Source organism: Pseudomonas sp. TKO26 (genome assembly GCF_003225665.1).
GTDB lineage: Bacteria > Pseudomonadota > Gammaproteobacteria > Pseudomonadales > Pseudomonadaceae > Aquipseudomonas > Aquipseudomonas saponiphila.
In genome coordinates this window covers 20,266-41,531 of record NZ_QKLN01000019.1, presented here as the reverse complement: position 1 = coordinate 41,531, position 21,266 = coordinate 20,266, and the positions used below count along the sequence as shown (strand labels likewise).

General features: G+C 65.3%; 1 protein-coding gene. It reads right to left on the bottom strand.

Features of this window, described 5'->3' with window-relative positions; genetic code table 11:
* Window positions 1-33: 33 nt before the first annotated feature.
* Complete coding sequence (locus tag DNK59_RS22500) at window positions 34-21,207, bottom strand: non-ribosomal peptide synthase/polyketide synthase (RefSeq protein WP_110724667.1); 21,174 nt, start codon at window positions 21,205-21,207, stop codon at window positions 34-36.
* Window positions 21,208-21,266 lie beyond the last annotated feature (59 nt).

Below are 21,266 nucleotides of genomic sequence, written 5' to 3'. Positions count from 1 at the left end.
AAGCGCCCGTGCCGGCTCCCCCTGTATCACGCGTCATGAGGTCACCTTGCCGGCCGGCACCAGGAGGCCGTCGTGCCACCAGGACGCCAGGCTGTAGACGTGCGGCGCCTTGAGCAGGGTGAAATGGTTACCCGGCCCGTACCAGGTCTGCAGGTGATCCGTGTGTCGGCTCCAGCCCTCGATCATGCCGGCCTGCTCGCGCTGATTGCCCTGTGCATCCAGCGTCGGATCATCGGCCAACACCAGGCGCACCGGGCCGTTGTAGCGCTGGCGTGGCTGGTAAACCGTGCGCAGCGCAGCACCAAAGGCCCGCGCCGGCCCTTGCATCACCTCAGGTGTGGAGCGCGCCGAGAGCATGCCGACGCGCACCATGGCGGCGTGCAAGGCTGCCATTTGTGCCGACTCATCCAGATCGGCGAAGGCCTGCTGATCAATCCCGAACGGTTTTCCAGCCGCCAGTTGCAGGGTTTCGATCAGGCGCAGTAGCACGCCGGTCGCGGTATACGGTTTGCCGACCACCCCCGAACTGCCCGGCGATTCGCTGTCGACCAGGGTCAGCGACAACACTTCGCGCCCCTGGGCCTGCAGACGCAGCGCCATCTCGAAGGCCACCCAGCCGCCAAAAGAATGCCCGAGCAGATGCACCGGCCCATTCGGGCATTGCTGTTCCAGCGCCTGCAGATAAGCCTGCGCCGCCGTCTCCACGCGGCTGTGGGGCAACGCCTTGGCGTCCAGCCCGCGGGGTTGCAGGCCATGGATCGGCCAGGCCGGCCCGAACGCATCACTCAGGCCGATAAACCCGGTGACGCTGTCGCCGGCCCCCGGTATGCAGAAGATCGGTGCCTGCCCGGCCTGCCCGCTCTGAATCGTCAACAGCGGCTGGTAAGGCGTGTTGGCCGGTGTTGTCGGCAAGGCCTTCAAGGCATCGCCGATGGCCTGCCCCAACGCCGCGATGTGCGGCGCCTGCATCATGCTCTGGTGGTCGCCAGGCACCCTGATACGCTGCAGCAGGCCCGCCGGGACAACCTGATCCCAACCCAGCGTGTCACTGCTGCGCGAGGCCTCATCCATGCGTTCTTCGGCCGTGAACAAATGCACCGGCATGGTCAGCGGCAACAGGCTGTAATGGGCTTGCGCATGGCCGTGGGAGACTTCACGGTCCAGGTAGGCCCACAGGGCCTCACGGGACAGCGCCGCCAGCTGCGGTTGCAGCAGGCCGGCGTCGCGGCAGCGTTGCCACAGGGTGTCAAAGTCCATCTGCGCCGCGTCACCCTCCAGCTGCGCGAGGGTGGCCAGTGCCTGCCCATCCACCGGCCGTTGAACCTGGCAGAAGGCACGGCACTGTTCGAGCAGGTGCAGGCTGTGGGCATGGGCCACCGACCAGCGCGCCTTGCCTTGGTCGACCAGGCGCGGCACGTGGGTGTCGAGCAGGCCGAGGAAACTCACCTCCTCGTCCATGCCGATCAGCTGCGCGGCGATTTCATACGCCAGCAACCCGCCGAACGACCAGCCGGCCAAACGGTAAGGGCCGTGCGGCTGCACGCTACGCATCATCTCGATGTGCCGTGCGGCCAGGCATTCCAGGGTCCGCAACTGCGGCTCGCCCCAGGCCACGCCTTCCAGGCCGTAGACCGGAATATCCGCATCCACATGCCGGGCCAGCGCCGGGAAATACACATTCAGCCCGCTGAACTCATGCACCAGGAACAGCGGCGCCTGGGTACCGCCGGCACGTACCGTGACCAGGCCCTGCTCGAGTGCCGGCGCATCGCTGCGCAAGCGCAGCAGCGCGGCCATCGAGGCGACGCTGGCATGCTGGAACAACTGCGCCAGGGTGACCGGCAGGCCGTCCTGGGTCAGCAGGCTGACCAGGCGAATCGCCAGCAGCGAATGCCCGCCCATTTCAAAGAAACTGTCGTGGCGCCCTACCCTTGCCAGCTTCAGCACCTGGGCCCAGTGGCCCGCCAGGCGTTCTTCCAGAGCCCCGACCGGCGCCGCATAGTCACGGCTAAGCACCGCCTGCTCAGGCGCCGGTAACGCCTTGCGGTCGAGTTTGCCGTTCGGTGTCACCGGCAGGCTGTCCAGTTGGACATAGGCGCTCGGCAGCATGTACTGCGGCAAGTGGCTCAGCAGTTCTTCACGCAGTTGCTCGATCGAGCCCGGCGAACCGCACAGGTAAGCCACCAACTGCTTGCCGGCGACCTGCCCTTCACTGTCGTCGCGAGCCATGACCACGGCCTCCCGCACGCCTTCACAGGCCAGCAGCGCGCTTTCGACTTCGCCCAATTCGATACGGAAACCACGGATTTTCACCTGGTCATCGTTACGCCCCAGGTATTCCAGGGTGCCGTCCGGCAACCAGCGGCCGAGGTCGCCGGTCTTGTACAGAAGGCCCGGGCCATCGCTGAACGGGTCGGCCAGGAAGCGCTCACTGCTCAGTTGCGGCTGGTTGAGGTAACCGCGGGCGATCCCGATACCGGCCAGGTGAATCTCACCGGCCACCCCCAGGCCCGTCGGATGCCCATGGGCGTCCAGCACATACACGCGGGTGTTGGCGATCGGACGCCCAATGGCACGTGGATGGGGGTTGGCGGCAAACACTTCATTGGCGGTGGCGATGATCGTCGCTTCAGTCGGGCCATAGGTATTGAGCAGGCGCGGCGTGTGGCCGCTGCGCAGGAACCAATGCTGCACCGCCTCCGGGCTCAGTTCTTCGCCGCCCACCACAATGACCCGCACAGAGGCCGGAATGGCAGTGCTGTGATCGTCCGCCAGGCCTTGCCAGAAGCGGGTCGGCAAGCTGATCACCGACAGCCGTGCCTGCGCCGCCAGACCCCAGAATTGCGCGGCATCGGTCAACCAGTCGGCACTGCGCAGCACCAGGGTGGCGCCACACGTCAGCGCGCCAAAGATCTCTTCGATGGAAGCGTCGAAGTTGATGGTCGCAAATTGCAGCGCACGATCCCCCGCGCCCAAGCCGGTCAGGCCACGAATCGCCTGGATCTCATTGCACAGGCCCGCATGCTCGATCATCACGCCCTTCGGCGTGCCGGTCGAACCGGAGGTATAGAGCACATAGGCCAGGTGTTCGCTGGCAAGCCCCAACTGCGCAGGCTGCGGGTTGTGCGTGCCCAGCTCGCGCCAGGGTTGCAGCGCACTGTTCAAGGTCACCACCTGCATGGCCTGCGGCAGCGTGCCGAGCAGCGGCAGCACCGCGTATTCGCTGAGCAACACCCGTGGCGCACTGTCGCCGAGCATGAAGGCCAGACGTTGCGGCGGGTAAGCCGGGTCGAGCGGTACGTACGCAGCACCGGATTTGAGGGTGGCGAGCAAGGCCACCACCATCTGCATCCCGCGCTCCAGCGCGATGGCGACACGGTCGTCAGGCTGCACGCCGAGGGCAATCAAATGATGGGCCAACTGGTTGGCCTGGGCATTCAACTCGGCGTAACTCAGCGCCTGGCCGTCGAACTCCAGCGCAGTCGCGCCGGGGCTACGCAGTACCTGGGCTTCGAACAGGCCATGGATCAGTTGATCCTGAGCCTCGTCGGTGTGGGTCTGGTTGAAGTCCAGCAGCACCTGCTGACGTTCGGCCAGCGGCAGGATCTCCAGGCTGCTCAGCGATGCGTCCGGGGTACGTTCCAGGGCGTCCACCAGGCTGTCGAGCGCGCCGTGCATATAGCCGCAGACCCGTTGTGCGCCGACTTCCGGGCTGACCTGCACGGTCAGGGCGAAAGCCTGGCCGAAGTCGTCGACGTCCAGCGACAGTGGGTAGTTGCTGCGCTCTTCACCGCCCAGGGCGTGGATGCCGGTCCATACCGCGATGTCTTCACTGGAGGCGGCACCGGCACTGTGACGGTAGTTGAGCAAGGCACTGAACAAAGGTGCCGGGGCGGCCACACCGCTGCAACGCTGGGCCAGGGCCAGCGACGCGTGTTCATGACCGAGCAGCGTGCTCAAGCGTGCATGGGTGGCCTTGACCCCGGCCTGTGCACCCTCGGCGCCCACGCTGACGCGCAACGGCAAGGTGTTGAGAAACAGCCCCAAGGCGCGTTCACCGCCCTGCAGCCCGCCCATCAGCACCGTGCCAAACACCACCTCGTCCTGGCCGCAGACATGCGCCAGTACCTGCGCCCAAGCCACATGCATCAGGCTCGCGGCGCTGACGCCCAGTTGCCGTGCGGCGCTGCGCAGACGCTGGCCAAGGCCCTCCTCCACCAGCAGTTGCGCCGTTTCCAGAGCGCCGCCGGCTTGCACATCGTGCAGGCCAAACGGCAAGGTCGGCTCGTCGATGTCCGCCAGCATCGCGCTGAAAAACCCTTCATGCTCCTGCTCCGTCAGGCCCAGGCGTGCCTGGGCCACATAGTTGCGGTACGGCACGGGCGCGCTCAAGCGGTCTTGCTGACCGGTGAGGAACGCCTGCAACTCGTACTGCAAAAGATCCATGGCGAGGTGATCGAACAGCATGTGGTGGAACATCAGCAGCGCACACCACTGCTGTTGCGCAACATCATAGGCACCCACCAGGCGCATCAGCGGCGCGGCGCGCAGGTCCATGCGGAAATGCTGCGGGTTGAAACGCTCACGCAGCTGCGCACCGGCATCGCCTTCGCCCTCCAGGCTCAACTCTTCCAGGGCGAACGGCACGTGGCGCAACACCACCTGCACCGGCTCGCTCAAGCCTTCCCAGCGCATGGTGGAGCGCAGGATATCGTTACGCTCGACCACGCCCTGCAAGGCTTGGGCAAAGGCATCGAGGCGCTCGCGGCTAGCGAAGTTGAACGACGCCTGCTCCAGGTACAAGTCGCCCTCATCCGCCAACAGATGGTGATACAGGATGCCTTCCTGCAACGGCGTCATGCCGTAGATGTCCTGTACGTTGGCCAGTTGGCCCGGCACGCTGGCCACGATGCTGTCGATCTCGTCCTGGCTGAGGTTGGCCAGCGGCAGCAACTCGGGCGTGATGCGTCGGCAATCAGGCGCAATGGCATTGGCCGGAATCACCAGCGCGCGGCTGCTGCCGACGACTTTGGCCAACCCGGCCAGGGTCGGGTGGGTAAACAAGGCGCCGACGTCGACCCGCAGGTCTTCCTGGCGCATGCGCTCCACCAGCTTGACCGCCAGCAACGAATGGCCGCCGAGTTCGAAGAAGTTGTCATGCCGACCCACTTGTTCCAGCTGCAGCACTTGCTCCCAGACCCGTGCCAGGCGGCGTTCGATACGCCCTTGCGGCGCCTGGTAATCACGGCTCGCCACCGCCGATTGATCCGGGGCCGGCAAGGCTTTGCGGTCCAGTTTGCGGTTCGGCGTGAGCGGCAGCGCTTGCAGGGTGACGAAGGCTGACGGAATCATGTATTCCGCCAGCAACGGCGCCAGGTAGCTGCGCAAACCGGCGGCGCTCAGCTCGACCCCGGCATGCGGCACCACGTAGGCCACCAGGCGTTTCTCGCCGGGGCGGTCTTCGCGTGCAATCACTGCAACTTCCTTGACGCCGGCGCAGTTGCCCAGGCGCGATTCGATTTCGCCCAGCTCGATGCGGAAACCGCGCACCTTGACCTGGAAGTCGTTACGGCCCAGGTACTCGATCGAGCCGTCCGCAAGGTAGCGTGCCAAGTCACCGGTCTTGTACATCCGCGCACCCGGTACCGGGCTGAACGGGTCGGCAATAAAGCGCTCGGCACTGATCACATCAAGGTTCAGATAACCGCGTGCGACGCCGTCGCCACCGATGAAAATCTCCCCCGCCACGCCGAACGGCACGGGCTGCTGCCGGCTGTCGAGCAGGTAGATGCGGGTGTTGGCCATCGGTTTGCCGATGGTGGTGTTGCCATTGATGTCGCCGGTGTAACTCACGTAAGCCGCTGTGCAGGACACCGTCGCTTCGGTCGGGCCGTAGGTGTTGATCAGCCGCACGTGGGCCGGGCGCGCCTCGTCCCAGAGTTTGAGTTTTTGCGCCGACAACGCATCCCCCGTGACGTTGATCAAGCGCACATCGCGCAGATGGGCCTGGGCCTGCTGCGGGTCGTGATGCCATTCAGCGGCCAGGGTGTGCCAGTGAGCGGCCGTCAGGTGCAGGAAGGTCGGGCTAATGGCCGGGTCCCGCGCGGCTTCGGTGCCGAACACATGGCGGCTTGGCGCCAGGGTCGCGCCCGCCAACAGGGCCGGGAAGATCTCCTCCACCGACAGGTCGAAGTTCAGCGTGTTCTGTTGCAACACGGTGTCCTGCGGCGTCAAGCCGAACAAGCGCGCGGCGTCGAGGCTGTAGTTGACCAGCCCGCGGTGTTCGATCATCACCCCTTTGGGGTTGCCGGTGGAGCCGGAGGTGTAGATCACATAAGCCAGGTGACGGGCATTGAGGCCCGGCACCACCGGGTTGTGTTCGGCGCCGTCGAGCGGTTCATCCAGCAGCACACGGGGAATCGCCAGGGCCGGCAGACGGTCCTGCAACGGACGCTGGGTCAACACCGCCGACGGTGTACTGTCGGCGATCATGTAAGCCAGGCGCTCTGGCGGGTAATTGGGGTCCAGCGGCACATAAGCGGCGCCGGCCTTGAGCACCCCGAGCAGGCCCACCAGCACCTCGTCGCCGCGCTCGGCGCAGATCGCCACGCGCTCGTCCGGACCAATGCCCAGACCGATCAGGTGGTGCGCCAGGCGGTTGGCCCGGCGGTTGAGCTCGGCATAACTGATGCGCTGCGCTCCGAACGCCACCGCAATGGCCTGCGGCGCGGCCTCGACCCGGGCTTCGAACAACTGGTGAATAGTGGCCTCGTGCGGGTAGGCGACTTCGGTAGTGTTGAGTGCGTGCAGCAGGTGATCGCGCTCCTCCTCATCCACCAGCGCGATATGCGCCAACTGCACCTGGTCATCGGCAACCATCGCCTGCAGCAGTCGCTCGAAATACCCCAGATACCGTTGCAGGGTGCTCTCGTCAAACAGCGCCGTGGCGTACTCCAGGTTACCGGCGATGTGGCCTTGCACTTCACCCAGATCCAGGGACAGGTCGAATTTGGCAAAGCTGCTGGTCTCGCCGACCGCTTCGAACTGCAGGTCCCCCATGACCAGGCTTGGGCCGTCGCTGTTCTGCCAGGTCAGCAGGGTCTGGAACACCGGGCTATGGGCCAGGCTGCGCGCCGGTTTGAGCACTTCCACCACTTGCTCGAACGGCAAGTCCTGATGGGCTTGCGCTGCCAGCGTGCGGTCCCTGGCATGGGCCAGCAAGGCGGCAACGGTCAGGTCCTCGCCCGCACCGATACGCACCGCGAGGGTGTTGACGAACAGGCCGATCAGGCCTTCGACTTCGGCACGCATGCGGTTGGCGGCCGGCGAACCGATCACCACCTCATCCTGGCCGGACAGACGGCAGAGCAGCGCGCCCCACGCGGCCATCATGGTCATGTACAGCGTGGTGCCGTGGCGTTGACTCAAGGCCTTGAGCCCGGCGGTCAGGTTGACGTCGAGCAACAGGGTCAAGGTCGCGCCGCTGTAGTCCTGGCGCGCCGGACGTGGGCGGTCGGTGGGCAGCATCAGCAAGGCGGGCGCATCCGCCAGCGCCTGCTGCCAGTACTGGCTCTGTTGCTGCAACACCTCGCCACTCAACCAGCGGCGCTGCCACACGGCAAAATCGCCGTACTGCAAGGCCAGCGGCGGCAGCGGGTCCGGCTGGCCGTGACGGAAGGCCTCGTACAGTGCCATCAATTCACGGGTCAGCACGCCCATCGACCAGCCATCGGAGACGATGTGGTGCATGGTCAACAACAGCACGTGATGATCGTCGGCACGCTGCAACAGCTGTGCACGAATCAGCGGCCCCTGTTCCAGGTCGAACGGTTGCAGCGCGTCGGCGCTGATGTGCGCTTGCAGTGCCGCCTCGCTGTCGACGTCCAGACGCCGCAGGGCAAAGGCACGCTCGGCCGGATCGATACGCACCAGCGCCTCGCTGTTGTGCTGCACGAAACGACTGCGCAGGGCTTCGTGGCGCGCCACGATGGTCGTGAGCGCGCGTTCCAGCGCGTCGGCATCCAGGTGACCGCGCAGCCTGAGGGCAATCGGCATGTTGTAGGCGGTGCTGGCACCTTCCATCTGCGCCAGGAACCACAAGCGCTGCTGGGCAAACGACAGCGGCAAGTCCTGGTCGCGCGGCACCGGCAAAATCGCCGGCAAGTTGCTGCGCGATGCCTGTGCCAGCACCTGGGCCAATGCAGCCAGTTGCGGCTGGGCAAACAGATCGGCCAGGGCCAGTTCCACACCCAGACGTTGGCGCACTTGGGAAATCAGGCGCATCGCCAACAGCGAATGGCCGCCCAATTCAAAGAAATGCCCTTGTCGACCAATCTGCTCCAGCCCCAGCAGGTCCTGCCAGATATGCGCCAGGGTCGCTTCAATCTCGCCCTCGGGCGCTTCATACACACCGCTGACCACCGCGTCGAGGCCCGGTGCCGGCAAGGCCTTGCGATCCAGCTTGCCGTTGGGGTTCAGGGGCAATGCGTCAAGTTGCACGTAGGCCGACGGCACCATGTACTCCGGCAGTGTGCTCTGCAGGTAGGTGCGCAGGTCTTCGATCTGTGGCGCAAGGCCGGTGAAGTAGGCCACCAGCCGCTCATCACGTACCAGTACCGCAGCCTCGTTCACTTCGGGGTGGGCCGCGAGCAGTGCTTCGATTTCACCCAGCTCGATGCGCAGGCCGCGGATCTTGACCTGATCGTCGTTGCGGCCCAGATAGTCGAGCGTGCCGTCAGCGCGGTAACGCGCCAGGTCACCGGTGCGGTACATGCGCCCGCCCGGCGTGAACGGATCGTCGAGGAAGCGTTCTGCGGTCAGCGCTTCACGGTTGAGGTAGCCACGCGCCACGCCGGCGCCGCCGATGTAGAGCTCACCCACACTGCCGGTCGGCAGCAGTTGCCCGTAGGCGTCCAGCACGTAGAGCCTGAGGTTGCGCAATGGCCGGCCCAGGGGAATATCGGCGGCACCGTAGCGGCCCAGGTCGGCGTCGACCGCATGCCAGGCGACCACGTCGCTGCACTCGGTCGGACCATAACTGTTGATGAACTGCGGGCGCGGCACCGGCAGTCTTTCCAATTGCGACAGCTTGATCGGCTCGCCGCCCAGCACCACGCGGCGCAGCTGGCTCAAGGCGGACTGCTGGTCGGCGTCGATCAACGCATAGAACGCGCTGGGGGCCAGGTTGATGTGGGTGATCGACTGATCGCCGATCTGGCGCACGATGCTCGAAGGATCAAACGGGGTGTCCGCCAGATGCAAGGTGGCACCCACGGCCAGGCTGGCGAAGATGTTTTTCTGGGTCAGGTCGAAGCTGTGGGACGTCAGCAGCAACACCGCATCGCCCGCATCCAGCCCCACGTCGTCAAGGTACCAGCCAAGCATGTTGACCACGCCCTGATGCTCGACCATGACGCCCTTGGGCTGGCCGGTGGAGCCGGAGGTGTAGATCACATAGGTCAAGTGCGTGGCCGTCAGTTCAGCCACCTGCGGGTTATGCAGGTACGGGCTGTACGCGTCATCTCGGTCGAGGTCGACCACCGGTAGGCCCGGCTCGCCGGCCAGGTGTGCGCTCGCACTGTGCACCAGCAGCGCCGCCGGGGCGCTGTCGTGGAGCATGTAGTGAATGCGCTCCAGCGGGTAGTTCGGGTCGATCGGCACATAGGCGCCGCCGGCCTTGAGAATGGCCAGCAAACCGACAATCAGCTCGGCACTGCGCTCCACGCAGATCGCCACGCGCTCATCCGGCTGTACACCAAGCTCGCGCAAGTGGTGGGCCAGTCGGTTGGCACGCTCGTTGAGCTCGCGGTAGGTCAGTGAACCGTTGCCGGCCTGCACGGCACAGGCATCCGGTGTGCGCAGCGCCTGAGCTTCGAACAGACTGTGCACGGTGGCGGCCGGCAACGCAGTGCGCAGGCCGCCAAGACCGGCCAGCTGCTGTTGGCGCTCGTCTTCATCAAGCAGCGGCACCCGGGCCAGCAGCGCCTGATCGTCGGCGACCATGGCGCGCAACAGGCGCTCAAGGTAGCCGAGGTGGCGGCTCAGGGTCGGCGCATCGAACAACGCCGTGGCGTAGCTCAGGGAGCCGATGATATGGCCCTGGGCCTCGCACAGCTCCAGCGACAGGTCGAACTTCGCCGCGCTGTTGATCTGGCCGCTGCCTTCCAGCACCAGGTCACCCAGTGCCGGGGCCACGCTTTCGTTGTTCTGCCACGTCAGCATGGTCTGGAAGATCGGGCTGTAGGCCATGCTGCGCACAGGTTTGATGATATCCACCACCTGTTCGAACGGCAGGTCCTGATGGGCCTGCGCGCCCAGCGTCTGGGCCTTGACCCGCGCCAGCAAGGTTTGCACGGTCGGCTCGCCCGAGGCGTCGATACGCACCGCCAGGGTGTTGACGAACAGACCGATCAGGCCTTCGACCTCGACACGGTTGCGATTGGCCACCGGTGAACCGATCACCACTTCATCCTGCCCGGCCAGACGGCTGAGCAACGCGCCCCAAGCCGCCAGCAGTGTCATGTACAGCGTGGTGCCATGGCGTTGGCTGAGGGTCTTGAGGCCCTGGGTCAACTCGGCATCCAGCTGCAGGCTCAGCACCGCGCCGGAGAAGTCCTGCTGCGCGGGACGCGGGCGGTCGGTGGGCAAGGTCAACAGGGCCGGCGCACCGGCCAGAGCCTGTTGCCAATACAGACTTTGCTGGTGCAACACCTCGCCACTCAACCAGCGGCGCTGCCACACGGCGAAGTCGGCGTATTGCAGGGCCAGCGGCGGCAACGGGTCGGCCAGGCCCTGGCTGAAGGCGTCATACAGCGCCATCAGCTCGCGGGTCAGCACGCCCATCGACCATCCGTCAGAGGCGATATGGTGCAGGGTCAACAGCAGTACGTGGTGTTCGTCGCCCATGCGCACCAGACGCGCGCGCAGCAACGGCCCGTTGACCAGGTCAAACGGGGCCAGCGCTTCGTGTTCGGTCAAAGCCTGCAATTGCTGCGCTGCATCGGCCAGTTCGCGCAGGTCATTGTGTTCAAGCACAAAAGCGCCTTCGACCGGGGTGATCAGCAACTGCGGCTCATCGTTGTCGACCACAAACACGCTGCGCAGCACTTCATGGCGGCTGACGATCTGCGCCAGGGCGCGCTCCAGCGCCAGCGTATTCAGGGCGCCGCGCAAGCCCAGGCCAACCGGCATGTTGTAGGCGGCGCCGGCATTGTCCATCTGCGCCAGGAACCACAGGCGCTGCTGGGCAAACGACAGTGGCAGCGCCTCTTCACGGGATACCGGCACAATCGGCGGCAGGCTGCTGCGCCCCGCCTTGGCCACCGCCTGGGCGAGGGCCGAGAGTTGCGGGTGGGCAAACAGCGCTGCGAGGTCCAGCTCCACCCCCAGGTGCACGCGCACCTGGGAAATCAGCCGCATGGCCAATAGAGAATGCCCGCCCAGCTCGAAGAAGTGATCTTCACGCCCGACCTGCTCGACCTTGAGCAATTGGCTCCAGATCTGCGCCAGCGCCACTTCCACCTCGCCCTGCGGCGCTTCATAGCCACGGCTGAGCAAGGCCTCCTGATCCGGGATCGGCAGCGCTTTGCGGTCCACCTTGCCGTTATTGGTCAGCGGCAGGCTGTCGAGGCGCACATAGGCACGCGGCACCATGTACTCCGGCAGTTGCTCTTGCAGCCAGGTGCGCAGGGCCTGGATGTCCAGCGCCTGGTGCTCGGTGAAGTAGGCCACCAGGCGCTTGCTGCCCGGCTCGTCCTCACGGGCCAGCACCACCACCTCGTTGACGTGCGGGTGTTCGCCGAGGCGGTTTTCGATCTCTCCGAGTTCAATGCGGAAACCACGGATCTTCACCTGGTCGTCATTCCGGCCCAGGCAATCAAGCTCGCCCTTGGCCAACCAGCGGCCAAGGTCGCCCGTGCGGTACATCAACGCGCCCGGCTCGCGGCTGAACGGGTCGAGAATGAATTTCTCTGCAGTCAGTTCAGGCCGGTTCAGGTAACCCTTGGCGACGCCTTTGCCACCAATGTAGATCTCCCCGACAACGCCCAAGGGCACCGGTTGCTGGCGTTGATCGAGCAGGTAAATGCGCGTATTGGAAATCGGCCCGCCGATCGGCACGCTCTCGGCATCGTCGGCCAGCGCACGCACTTCAAAAGTAGTGGCGTAGGTGGTGGTTTCGGTCGGGCCGTAGCAATGCACCAGACGCAGCTTGGGTGCATGCTCCAGCAGGCTGCGGAACGCCGCCGGGTCCGCGCGCTCGCCGCCGCACAGCAGCATGCGCAAGCCCTTGAGGGCGTCGGGAATCAGCTGTACGTACTGGTTGAACAGCGCCGTGGTGGTGAACAGGATGGTCACCGCCGATTCGCTCAACACGGCGCCAAAACGCAGCGGGTCTAGCAGCATGTCGTGATCGATCACCACCACTTGGCCGCCATTGAGCAAGGCGCCCCAGACGTCCATGGTGCTGGCGTCGAACGCCGGGTTGGAGGCAAAGGCGATACGGTCATGGCTATTGAAGTCGGCATAACCGCCGTTGATCACCAGCCGTGTGATGCCCCGATGCGGCACCAGCACGCCCTTGGGCACGCCGGTGGAACCGGAGGTGTACATGATGTAGGCGACCGACTCGGCAGACTGTTCAAGGGCCGGATCGTGGACCGCTGCATCGCTCAGATCGAGGCTGTCCAGGTTCAGCTGCCCGCCGCCTTCGGGGGCTTGATGGGCGCTGGTGGTGAGCAGCCATTGCGCGCCGCTGTCCTGGCGCATGAAGGCTTGCCGGTCGGCGGGGGCGTTGACATCCAGCGGCACATACACCGCGGCGGCCTTGCTGATTGCCAGTTGGCTGACCAGCAAGTCCACGGAACGCTCCAGCAGGATGGCTACGCTGTCACCCGCCTGCACACCCAGGCCGATCAGGTGGTGAGCCAGGCGGTTGGCGCGCCGGTTCAATTGCGCATAGCTCAGCGACTGTTCACCGTGAACCACCGCTACAGCGTCCGGCCGGATACCGACCTGAGCCTCGAACAAGGCGTGTACGGTCGAGCTCTCTGGGAACGGACGCTCGCTGTCGTTGAAGGCTTCCAGCAGTTCCTGGCGCTCGGCCTCGGGCAAGACCGACAGCTCCTGCAACGGTGTAGCGGGCGCATGTTCCAGGGCATCGACCAGTTGCTGCAGCGCCGCCTGCATATAGACGCAGACGCGCAGCGCGCCAATCCCGACCAGCGCCTGGGCATTGAGTTGAAAGCCGCTGCCGAAGTCATCGACGTTCAGCACCAACGGGTAGTTGGTGCGCTCTTCCATGCTCAGCGCCTGAATGCCGTCCCAGGCGGCAATGTCGGCGGTGGAGACTTGCGCGGCCGCGCTGTGGCGGTAGTTGAGCAAGGTGTTGAACAACGCCTGCGCCGCCGGCATGCCGCTGCAATGCTGGGCCAGCGACAAGGACGCATGCTCGTGGGCCAGCAGTTGCGCCAGTTGCGTGTGAGTGGCACGCACGGCCTCGCGGGCGCCGTGGGCGCCGATGCTGACCCGCAGCGGCAAGGTGTTGATGAACAAGCCCAGCGCACGCCCGGCCCCTTCACCGCCTTGCAAGCGGCCCAGCAGCACCGTGCCGAACACCACGTCATCACGGCCACTGACCTGCGCCAGCACCTGGCCCCAGGCCAGGTGCATCAGGCTTGCGGCGCTGACCCCAAGCACCCGCGCCTGCTCACGCAGCCGCCCGCCCAGTACGCTGTCGAGCATCAGGTGCGATTCCTCGACCCCCCTGCCGTCGCCCTGCACATTCTGCAGGCCGAACGCCAGGGTCGGCTCATCGATATCACCCAGCATCGCGCCGAAGAACGCTTCATGAGCCCGGCGATCGGCGCCCAGGCGCGACTGCGCCACATGCTCGCGATACGGAATCGACGGCGGCAACTGTGCGCTCTGGCCTTTGAGGCTGGCCTGGACTTCCTCGATCAGCACCTCCAGCGCGGTATGGTCGAGCACCATATGGTGGAACAACAGGATGCCGACCCAGCGCTGGTTGGCGCTGTCCTCGGTGTAGGCCAAATGCATCAGCGGAGCCCGGGTCATGTCCAGGCGATAGTGGCGCGGGTCGAAACGACTGTGCAGTTGCGCCAGCACGTCACCCTCGGCCGGGTCGATGGCCACCTGTTCCAGGCCCAGCGCAGCCTGGCGCCATACCACTTGCACAGGCTCGGCGAGCCCTTCCCAGGCGATACTGCTGCGTAGGATGTCGTGACGGTCGATCACGCTTTGCAGGGCCTTGGCGAACAGGTTGAGCGGCTCGGGACCGGTAAACGCAAACAGCATGTGCAGCAGGTAGGCATCGCCCTGATCCGCTGCCAGATGGTGGTAGAACATACCGTCCTGCAGCGGTGCGAGGCTGTAGATATCCTGCACATTGCGCACGCCGCCGGGCACGCTGGCGACGATGCGGTCAATGCTGCCTTGATCCAGCTCGGCCAGGGGCAGCAAGTCCGGGGTGATCTGCTCGCAGCCGGGCTCGATCAGGTTGGCCGGCACCCGCAGCTGCGCATGGCCGCCCACGGCGGCCGCCAGGGCGGCCAACGTCGGCTGGCCAAAAAGGACACGCACGTCGGCGCTCAGTTCGAGCTGGCGCATGCGCTCGATCAACTTCACCGCCAACAGCGAATGGCCCCCCAGTTCGAAGAAGTTGTCGTGCCGCCCTACTCGCTCCACGCCCAGCAACTCTTGCCATAGCGCGGCGAGGCTGTGCTCCACCTCCCCCTCAGGACGCTCGTATTCGCGCCGCGCCAGGGCGTCGCCATCCGGCGCCGGCAAGGCTTTGCGATCGAGCTTGCCGTTGGTGGTCAACGGCAAGCGCTCAAGCATCACGAATGCGCTGGGCACCATGTAATCGGCCAGGGACACCAGCAACTGCTGGCGCAGCTCGGCCGCCACCGGTTCGGCGCCATCGGCGGCGATGACGTAGGCCACCAGGCGCTTGTTGCCGGGCTGGTCTTCGCGAGCAATCACCACCGCGTCACGCACGCCTTCACAGGCCGCGAGATGCGCCTCGATTTCCCCCAGTTCGATACGGAAACCGCGGATTTTCACCTGGTCGTCATTACGCCCCAGGTAGTCGATGCTGCCATCTGGCAACCAGCGGCCCAGGTCACCGGTCTTGTACAGTCGGGCATCGGCCCGCCCGCTGAACGGGTCGGCAATAAAACGTTCGGCATTCAGTTCCGGGCGGTTCAAGTAACCACGCGCCACCCCGGCGCCGCCCACGTACAACTCACCCACGACGCCCACCGGCACCGGTTCGCGCGCGCTGTCGAGCACGTAGAGCTGCAAGTCCGGAATACGCCCGCCAATCGGGCTGACCCCCACCAACTGCGCATCCGCCGCTTCAAGGGCACGGTAAGTCACATGCACCGTGGTTTCGGTGATGCCGTACATGTTCACCAGTTGCGTACCGGCGTTGGCCGTACGCGCATACCAAGGCTTGAGCATCCCCGGTTCCAGGGCTTCGCCACCGAAAATCACCTGGCGCAGGGAATGCTTCAAGGCACTCTGGCCCTGGGCGGCGATCAATGAACGGAAGGCGCTCGGGGTCTGGTTGAGGATCGTCACTCCGGCACTGCACAGCAGCGCATAGCACTCGTCCGGCGAGCGACTGGTGAGTTGCGGCACCACCAGCAACTGCCCGCCGTGGATCAGCGCGCCCCAGATTTCCCAGACCGAGAAGTCGAAGGCGAACGAGTGGAACAGCGCCCACACGTCGCGGTCATTGAAGTTGAACCACCCTTCGGTGGCGGAGAACAGCCGCGCCACGTTGTGGTGCTCGATCATCACGCCTTTGGGCAGGCCGGTGGAGCCCGAGGTGTAGATCACGTAAGCCAGGTTGGCCGAGGTCAGGCCGGGCACTTGCGGGTTGTGCATCGGCTGCAGTTGCAGCTCCGTCGCGTCCAGATCGATCACCGGCACCGCAAGTTCGGCAACCCGCGCCTGTGTCGCCGCCTGCACCAGCACCGCCACCGGCGCACTGTCCTGCAGGGTGTAGCTGATGCGTTCCTGCGGGTAGGCAGGGTCGATCGGCACGTAACCGGCGCCCGCCTTGAGGATGCCGAGCAAGCCGATGATCATTTCCAGCCCGCGCTCCACACAGATCGCCACCCGATCATCCGGGCGCACGCCCAGGCTCAGCAGGCGGTGCGCGACCCTGTTCGCGCGGGTGTTCAGCTCGGCGTAGCTCAGGTGGCTGTCTTCAAACACCACCGCGATGGCCTCGGGTTGCTCGGCAGCCTGGCGCTCGATCTGGTGATGAATCAACGCGGCATCGGCATACAGGCTGTCCGTGGCGTTCCAGTGTTGCAACAGCTGCTCACGCTCAAGCGCCGGCAACATGCCCAGGCTTGGCAGCGCGGCCTGTGGCGTCTGTTCCAGCGCCTGCACGAGGTTTTCCAGGACACATTGCATATAGCCGCAGATGCGCGCGGCACCAATGCTGCCATCGGCCATGACCGACAGGCTGAAGGCATCGCCGGTGTCGTTGACCGACAGGGTCAGCGGGTAGTTGGTGCGCTCCTTGCTGTCGAGGATGCCGATACCTTCCCAGGCGGCCTGCGCGGCCTGGGACACATCGCCACCGCCAAGCTGGCGGTAGTTGAGCAGCGAGCTGAACAGCGGCGTAGAGGGCGCCACCTTGCTGCAGCGCTGGGCCAGCACCAGCGACGCGTGCTCATGGCCGAGCAGACCGGTCAGGCGCGCATGGGTCGTCTTGACCAGGCTGCGCACACCCGCCTCACTGAGGCTGATGCGCAACGGCAGGGTGTTGATGAACATCCCCAGGGCGCGGTCGGCGCCTTGGCCACCTTGCAGGCGCCCCAGCAAGACCGTGCCGAACACCACGTCATCGCGGCCGGAAACACCGCCCAGCACCCGGGCCCACGCCAGGTGATACAGGCTCGCCGGGGTCACGCCCAACTGCCGAGCCAGTTGGCGCAGGCGCGTGTTGAGGTGGTCATCGAGTTGCAGCAGCACCTCTTCCACCCCATGGCCATCGCCTTGCACATCCTGCAGGCCAAACGGCAGGGTTGGCTCGTCGATGTCGCCGAGCATTTCACTGAAGAACGCTTCATGCTCTTCGCGGCTCACGCCCAGACGTGCCTGCGCCACGTAGTTGCGATACGGCACCGACGCCGGTAATTGTGCTTCTTCACCGCGGGTATGGGCTTCGACTTCGGCGATCAGCATGCGCAGGGAGGTTGCGTCGTCCACCAGGTGGTGCAGCAGCAACACGGCCACCCAGCGTTGGTTGGGGGCGTCCTCGCTGTAGCCGATGCGCATCAGCGGGGCCTGGCGAATGTCCAGGCGATGGTGGCGCGGGTTGAGGCAGGCGGTCAGTTGTTCTGCGATATCACCGGCGGCCGGATCCAGGGGGATTTCATCGAGGCCCAGGCGTGCCTCGCGCCAGACCACTTGCACCGGCTCGTCCAGGCGCTCCCAGACCACCGCGGTACGCAGAATGTCGTGTCGCGAAATCACCCCTTGCAGTGCCTCGGCGAAACGTGTCAGCCGCTCGCGGCTGGTGAAGCTGAAGGTCACGTATTGCAGATAGGGGTCGCCTTGGGCGGCCGCCAAATGGTGGTACAGGATGCCCTCCTGCAGGGGCGCCAGGCTGTAGATTTCCTGGACGTTGCGCGCCCCGCCCGGCACCGTCGCGACGATGCGCTCGATGGCCTCCTGATCGAGGTCCGCCAGGGGCAGCATGTCCGGGGTGATGTGTTCGCAACCCTCGGGCACACGATTGGCGGGGACCTCCACCTCCTTGCTCGCACCGGCGACCGCCGAGGCCAGGGCCGCGAGGGTCGGCTGGCCGAACAGCACACGCACATCGGCAGCGAGCCCGACCTGACGCATGCGCTCGATCAACTTGACCGCCAGCAACGAGTGGCCACCCAACTCGAAAAAGTGATCCTGGCGCCCGACCTGCTGAACATTGAGCAAGTCCTGCCAGATCGTCGCGATCGCCGCTTCGACCGCGCCTTGAGGCGCTTCGTATTGACGCCGCGCCAGTGCGTCGGCGTCCGGCGCCGGCAAGGCCTTGCGGTCGAGCTTGCCGTTCGTGGTCAACGGCAAGCTGTCGAGCATGACAAAAGCGCCAGGCACCATGTACTCGGCCAGATGCACCAGCAACTGGGTCCGCAGGTCGGCGGCGTTCGGCGCCCTGCCCTCAGCGCCAATCACGTAGGCCACCAGGCGTTTGTCCCCCGGCGTGTCTTCACGGGCAATCACTACGGCTTCGCGCACGCCGTCACAGGCGGCCAGGCGCGCTTCGATTTCGCCCAGTTCAATCCGGAAACCGCGAATTTTCACCTGGTCGTCGTTACGCCCCAGGTAGTCGATGCTGCCGTCTGCCAGGCGACGGCCCAGGTCGCCGGTCTTGTACAGGCGAGCACCGGGGCGGTCGCTGAACGGGTCGGCGATAAAGCGCTCGGCATTCAGTTCCGGGCGGTTCAGGTAACCACGGGCCACGCCCGCGCCACCCACGTACAGCTCGCCCACCACCCCGACCGGCACGGGTTCGCGCCGATCATCTAGCACATACAACTGCAAGTCCGGAATGCCCCCGCCAATCGGGCTGGCACCCACCAACTGCGCGTCCGCCGCTTCAAGGGCACGGTAAGTCACATGTACGGTGGTTTCAGTGATGCCGTACATGTTCACCAGTTGCGTACCGGCATTGGCGCTGTGCGCGTACCACGGCTTGAGAATCCCCGGCTCCAGCGCTTCGCCACCAAAAATCACCTGGCGCAGGGCGTGCTTGAGCGGGCTCTGCCCCTGGGCCACGATCAACGCGCGGAAGGCGCTCGGGGTCTGGTTGAGAATGGTCACACCGGCGCTGCACAGCAGCGCATAGCATTCATCGGGCGAACGGCTGGTCAACTGCGGCACCACCAGCAACTGCCCGCCGTGCATCAGCGCGCCCCAGATTTCCCAGACCGAGAAGTCGAAGGCGAACGAGTGGAACAAAGCCCATACATCGTGATGGTCGAAGTGGAACCAGGCCTCGGTGGCGGTGAACAGGCGCGCCACGTTGCGGTGTTCGATCATCACGCCCTTGGGCAAGCCGGTGGAACCGGAGGTGTAGATCACATAGGCCAGGTTCGCCGGCGTCAGGCCCGCGACCTCGGGGTTGGCGGTTGATTGGTCCTGGCAGTCGCCGGCGTCCAGGGTAATCACCGGCACCGACAACTCGGCCACCCGAGTGTGAGTCGCCTGTTGCACCAGCACCGCCACCGGCGCGCTGTCTTGCAAGGTGTAGCTGATGCGTTCCTGGGGGTAGGCCGGATCGATCGGTACATAACCGGCACCGGCCTTGAGAATGCCCAACAGGCCAATGATCATTTCCAGACCGCGCTCGACGCAGATCGCCACCCGATCATCCGGGCGCACGCCCAACGCCAGCAGGCGATGGGCGACCTGGTTGGCGCGCTGGTTGAGGGCGCCGTAGCTCAGGCGCTGGTCGTCGAACACCACCGCGACAGCCTCAGGCTGCGCCGCCGCACGGGCTTCGACCTGGCTGTGGATCAGCGCGTCGTCGGCATACTGCGTTTCGTTGCTGTTCCAGGCGTGCAGCAGATGCTCGCGCTCGGTGGCCGGCAGGATACCCAGGGTTTGCAGCGGCGCCTGGGGGCTGTGTTCCAGCGCATCGACCTGACTCTGCAAGGCGGCATTGAGGTAGCGCGCGACACGCTCGGCACCAATCTCGGGGCCCGCGAGTACGGTGATATGGAAATCCTCACCCAGGTCATCGAAGTTGATGGTCAAGGGGTAGTTGGTGCGTTCCTCTGCTCCGAGCGCCTGCATGCCGGCCCAGGCGGCCTGCGCTTCGCTGGTAGCGCCGATGGCACTGTGGCGGTAGTTGAGCATCGCGCTGAACAGCGGCGTCGGCGTGGCCACGGCGCTGCAGCGCTGGGCCAGGGCCAGCGAGGCGTGCTCATGCTGAAGCAGCGCGGTCAGGCGCTGATGGGTCAACTTCAGGCCACTGCGCACGCTTTGCGCACCGACGCTGACCCGCAGCGGCAAGGTGTTGATGAACATGCCCAGGGCACGCTCAGAGCCCTCGCCCGCGTGCATGCGCCCCAGCAGGACCGTACCGAAGACGACTTCCTCGCGCCCGGACACTTTGCCCAGCACTTGCGCCAGCGCCAGGTGCACCATGCTGGCGGCGCTCACGCCCATCTGGCGCGCCTGGGCACGCAGGCGCTTGCTCAAAGCGCTGTCGAGCATCAGGTGGCTTTCGTCGATGCCGTGACCATCCCCCTGAACGTCCTGCGCGCCGAAAGGCAGGGTCGGCTCATCGATGTCGCCGAGCATTTCGCGAAAGAACGCTTCATGCTGCTGTTCCGTTACCCCCAGCAGCGCCTGGGCCACGTAGTTGCGGTACGGCACCGGCTCGCCGAGGTGCTCGACCTGTCCCAGCAGGAAGGCCTGCATTTCATGCTGCACCACCTCCATCGCGGTATGGTCCAGCGCCATGTGGTGAAACATCAACACCGCCACCCAACGCTGATTCGGCGAGTCCAGTGCAAAAGCCATGCGCATCATCGGCGCCTGGCGAATGTCCAGGCGATAATGACGAGCATCGAAACGACCTTGCAGCTGGCTCAGCACGTCACCGTCGCGCGGGTCCAGCTGCACTTCCTCACTGATCAGCGCAGCCTTGCGCAGCACCACCTGGACCGGTTCATCGAGGCTCTCCCAGACCACGGTGGTGCGCAGAATGTCGTGACGCTGGATCACGTACTGCAAGGCTTCGGTGAATTGCTCAAGGCGCTCGCGGCTGTCGAAGGCGTACTGCGATTGCAGCAGATACGGGTCACCCTGCTCGGCGGACAAGTGGTGGTACAGCATGCCTTGCTGCAACGGCGCCAGCGGGTAGATGTCTTTCACGTTGGCCAGGCCACCGGGCACGGCGTCGACAATCTGGTCAATGGTCGCCTGGTCCAGTGTCGTCAATGGCAGCATCTGCGGGGTAATGCGATAGGCAGGGCTCAGCCAGTCGCCACCGTTGCGGGCGATCAATTCAAGCAATTGCGCCTTGTGCCTGCGCAGGCCGTCGATCACCCCGTCATCGAGTCCCTCATCGTCGCCCAGGATGATCAGGTCATCCTCTTCACGTTGCAGATGGATCGCGTGGGTCGAAAGAACTGCCATCAATTCGCTGAAGTGCATGGTGTGACCTGCTTAAGATTCGAAAACAGTGACGAAAAAAGCCCGACTTCGCGTGTAAC

Excerpts from the sequence above, each read along its gene's own strand:
- DNK59_RS22500 (WP_110724667.1), bottom strand. The coding sequence starts at position 21,207 with ATGCACTTCAGCGAATTGATGGCAGTTCTTTCGACCCACGCGATCCAT.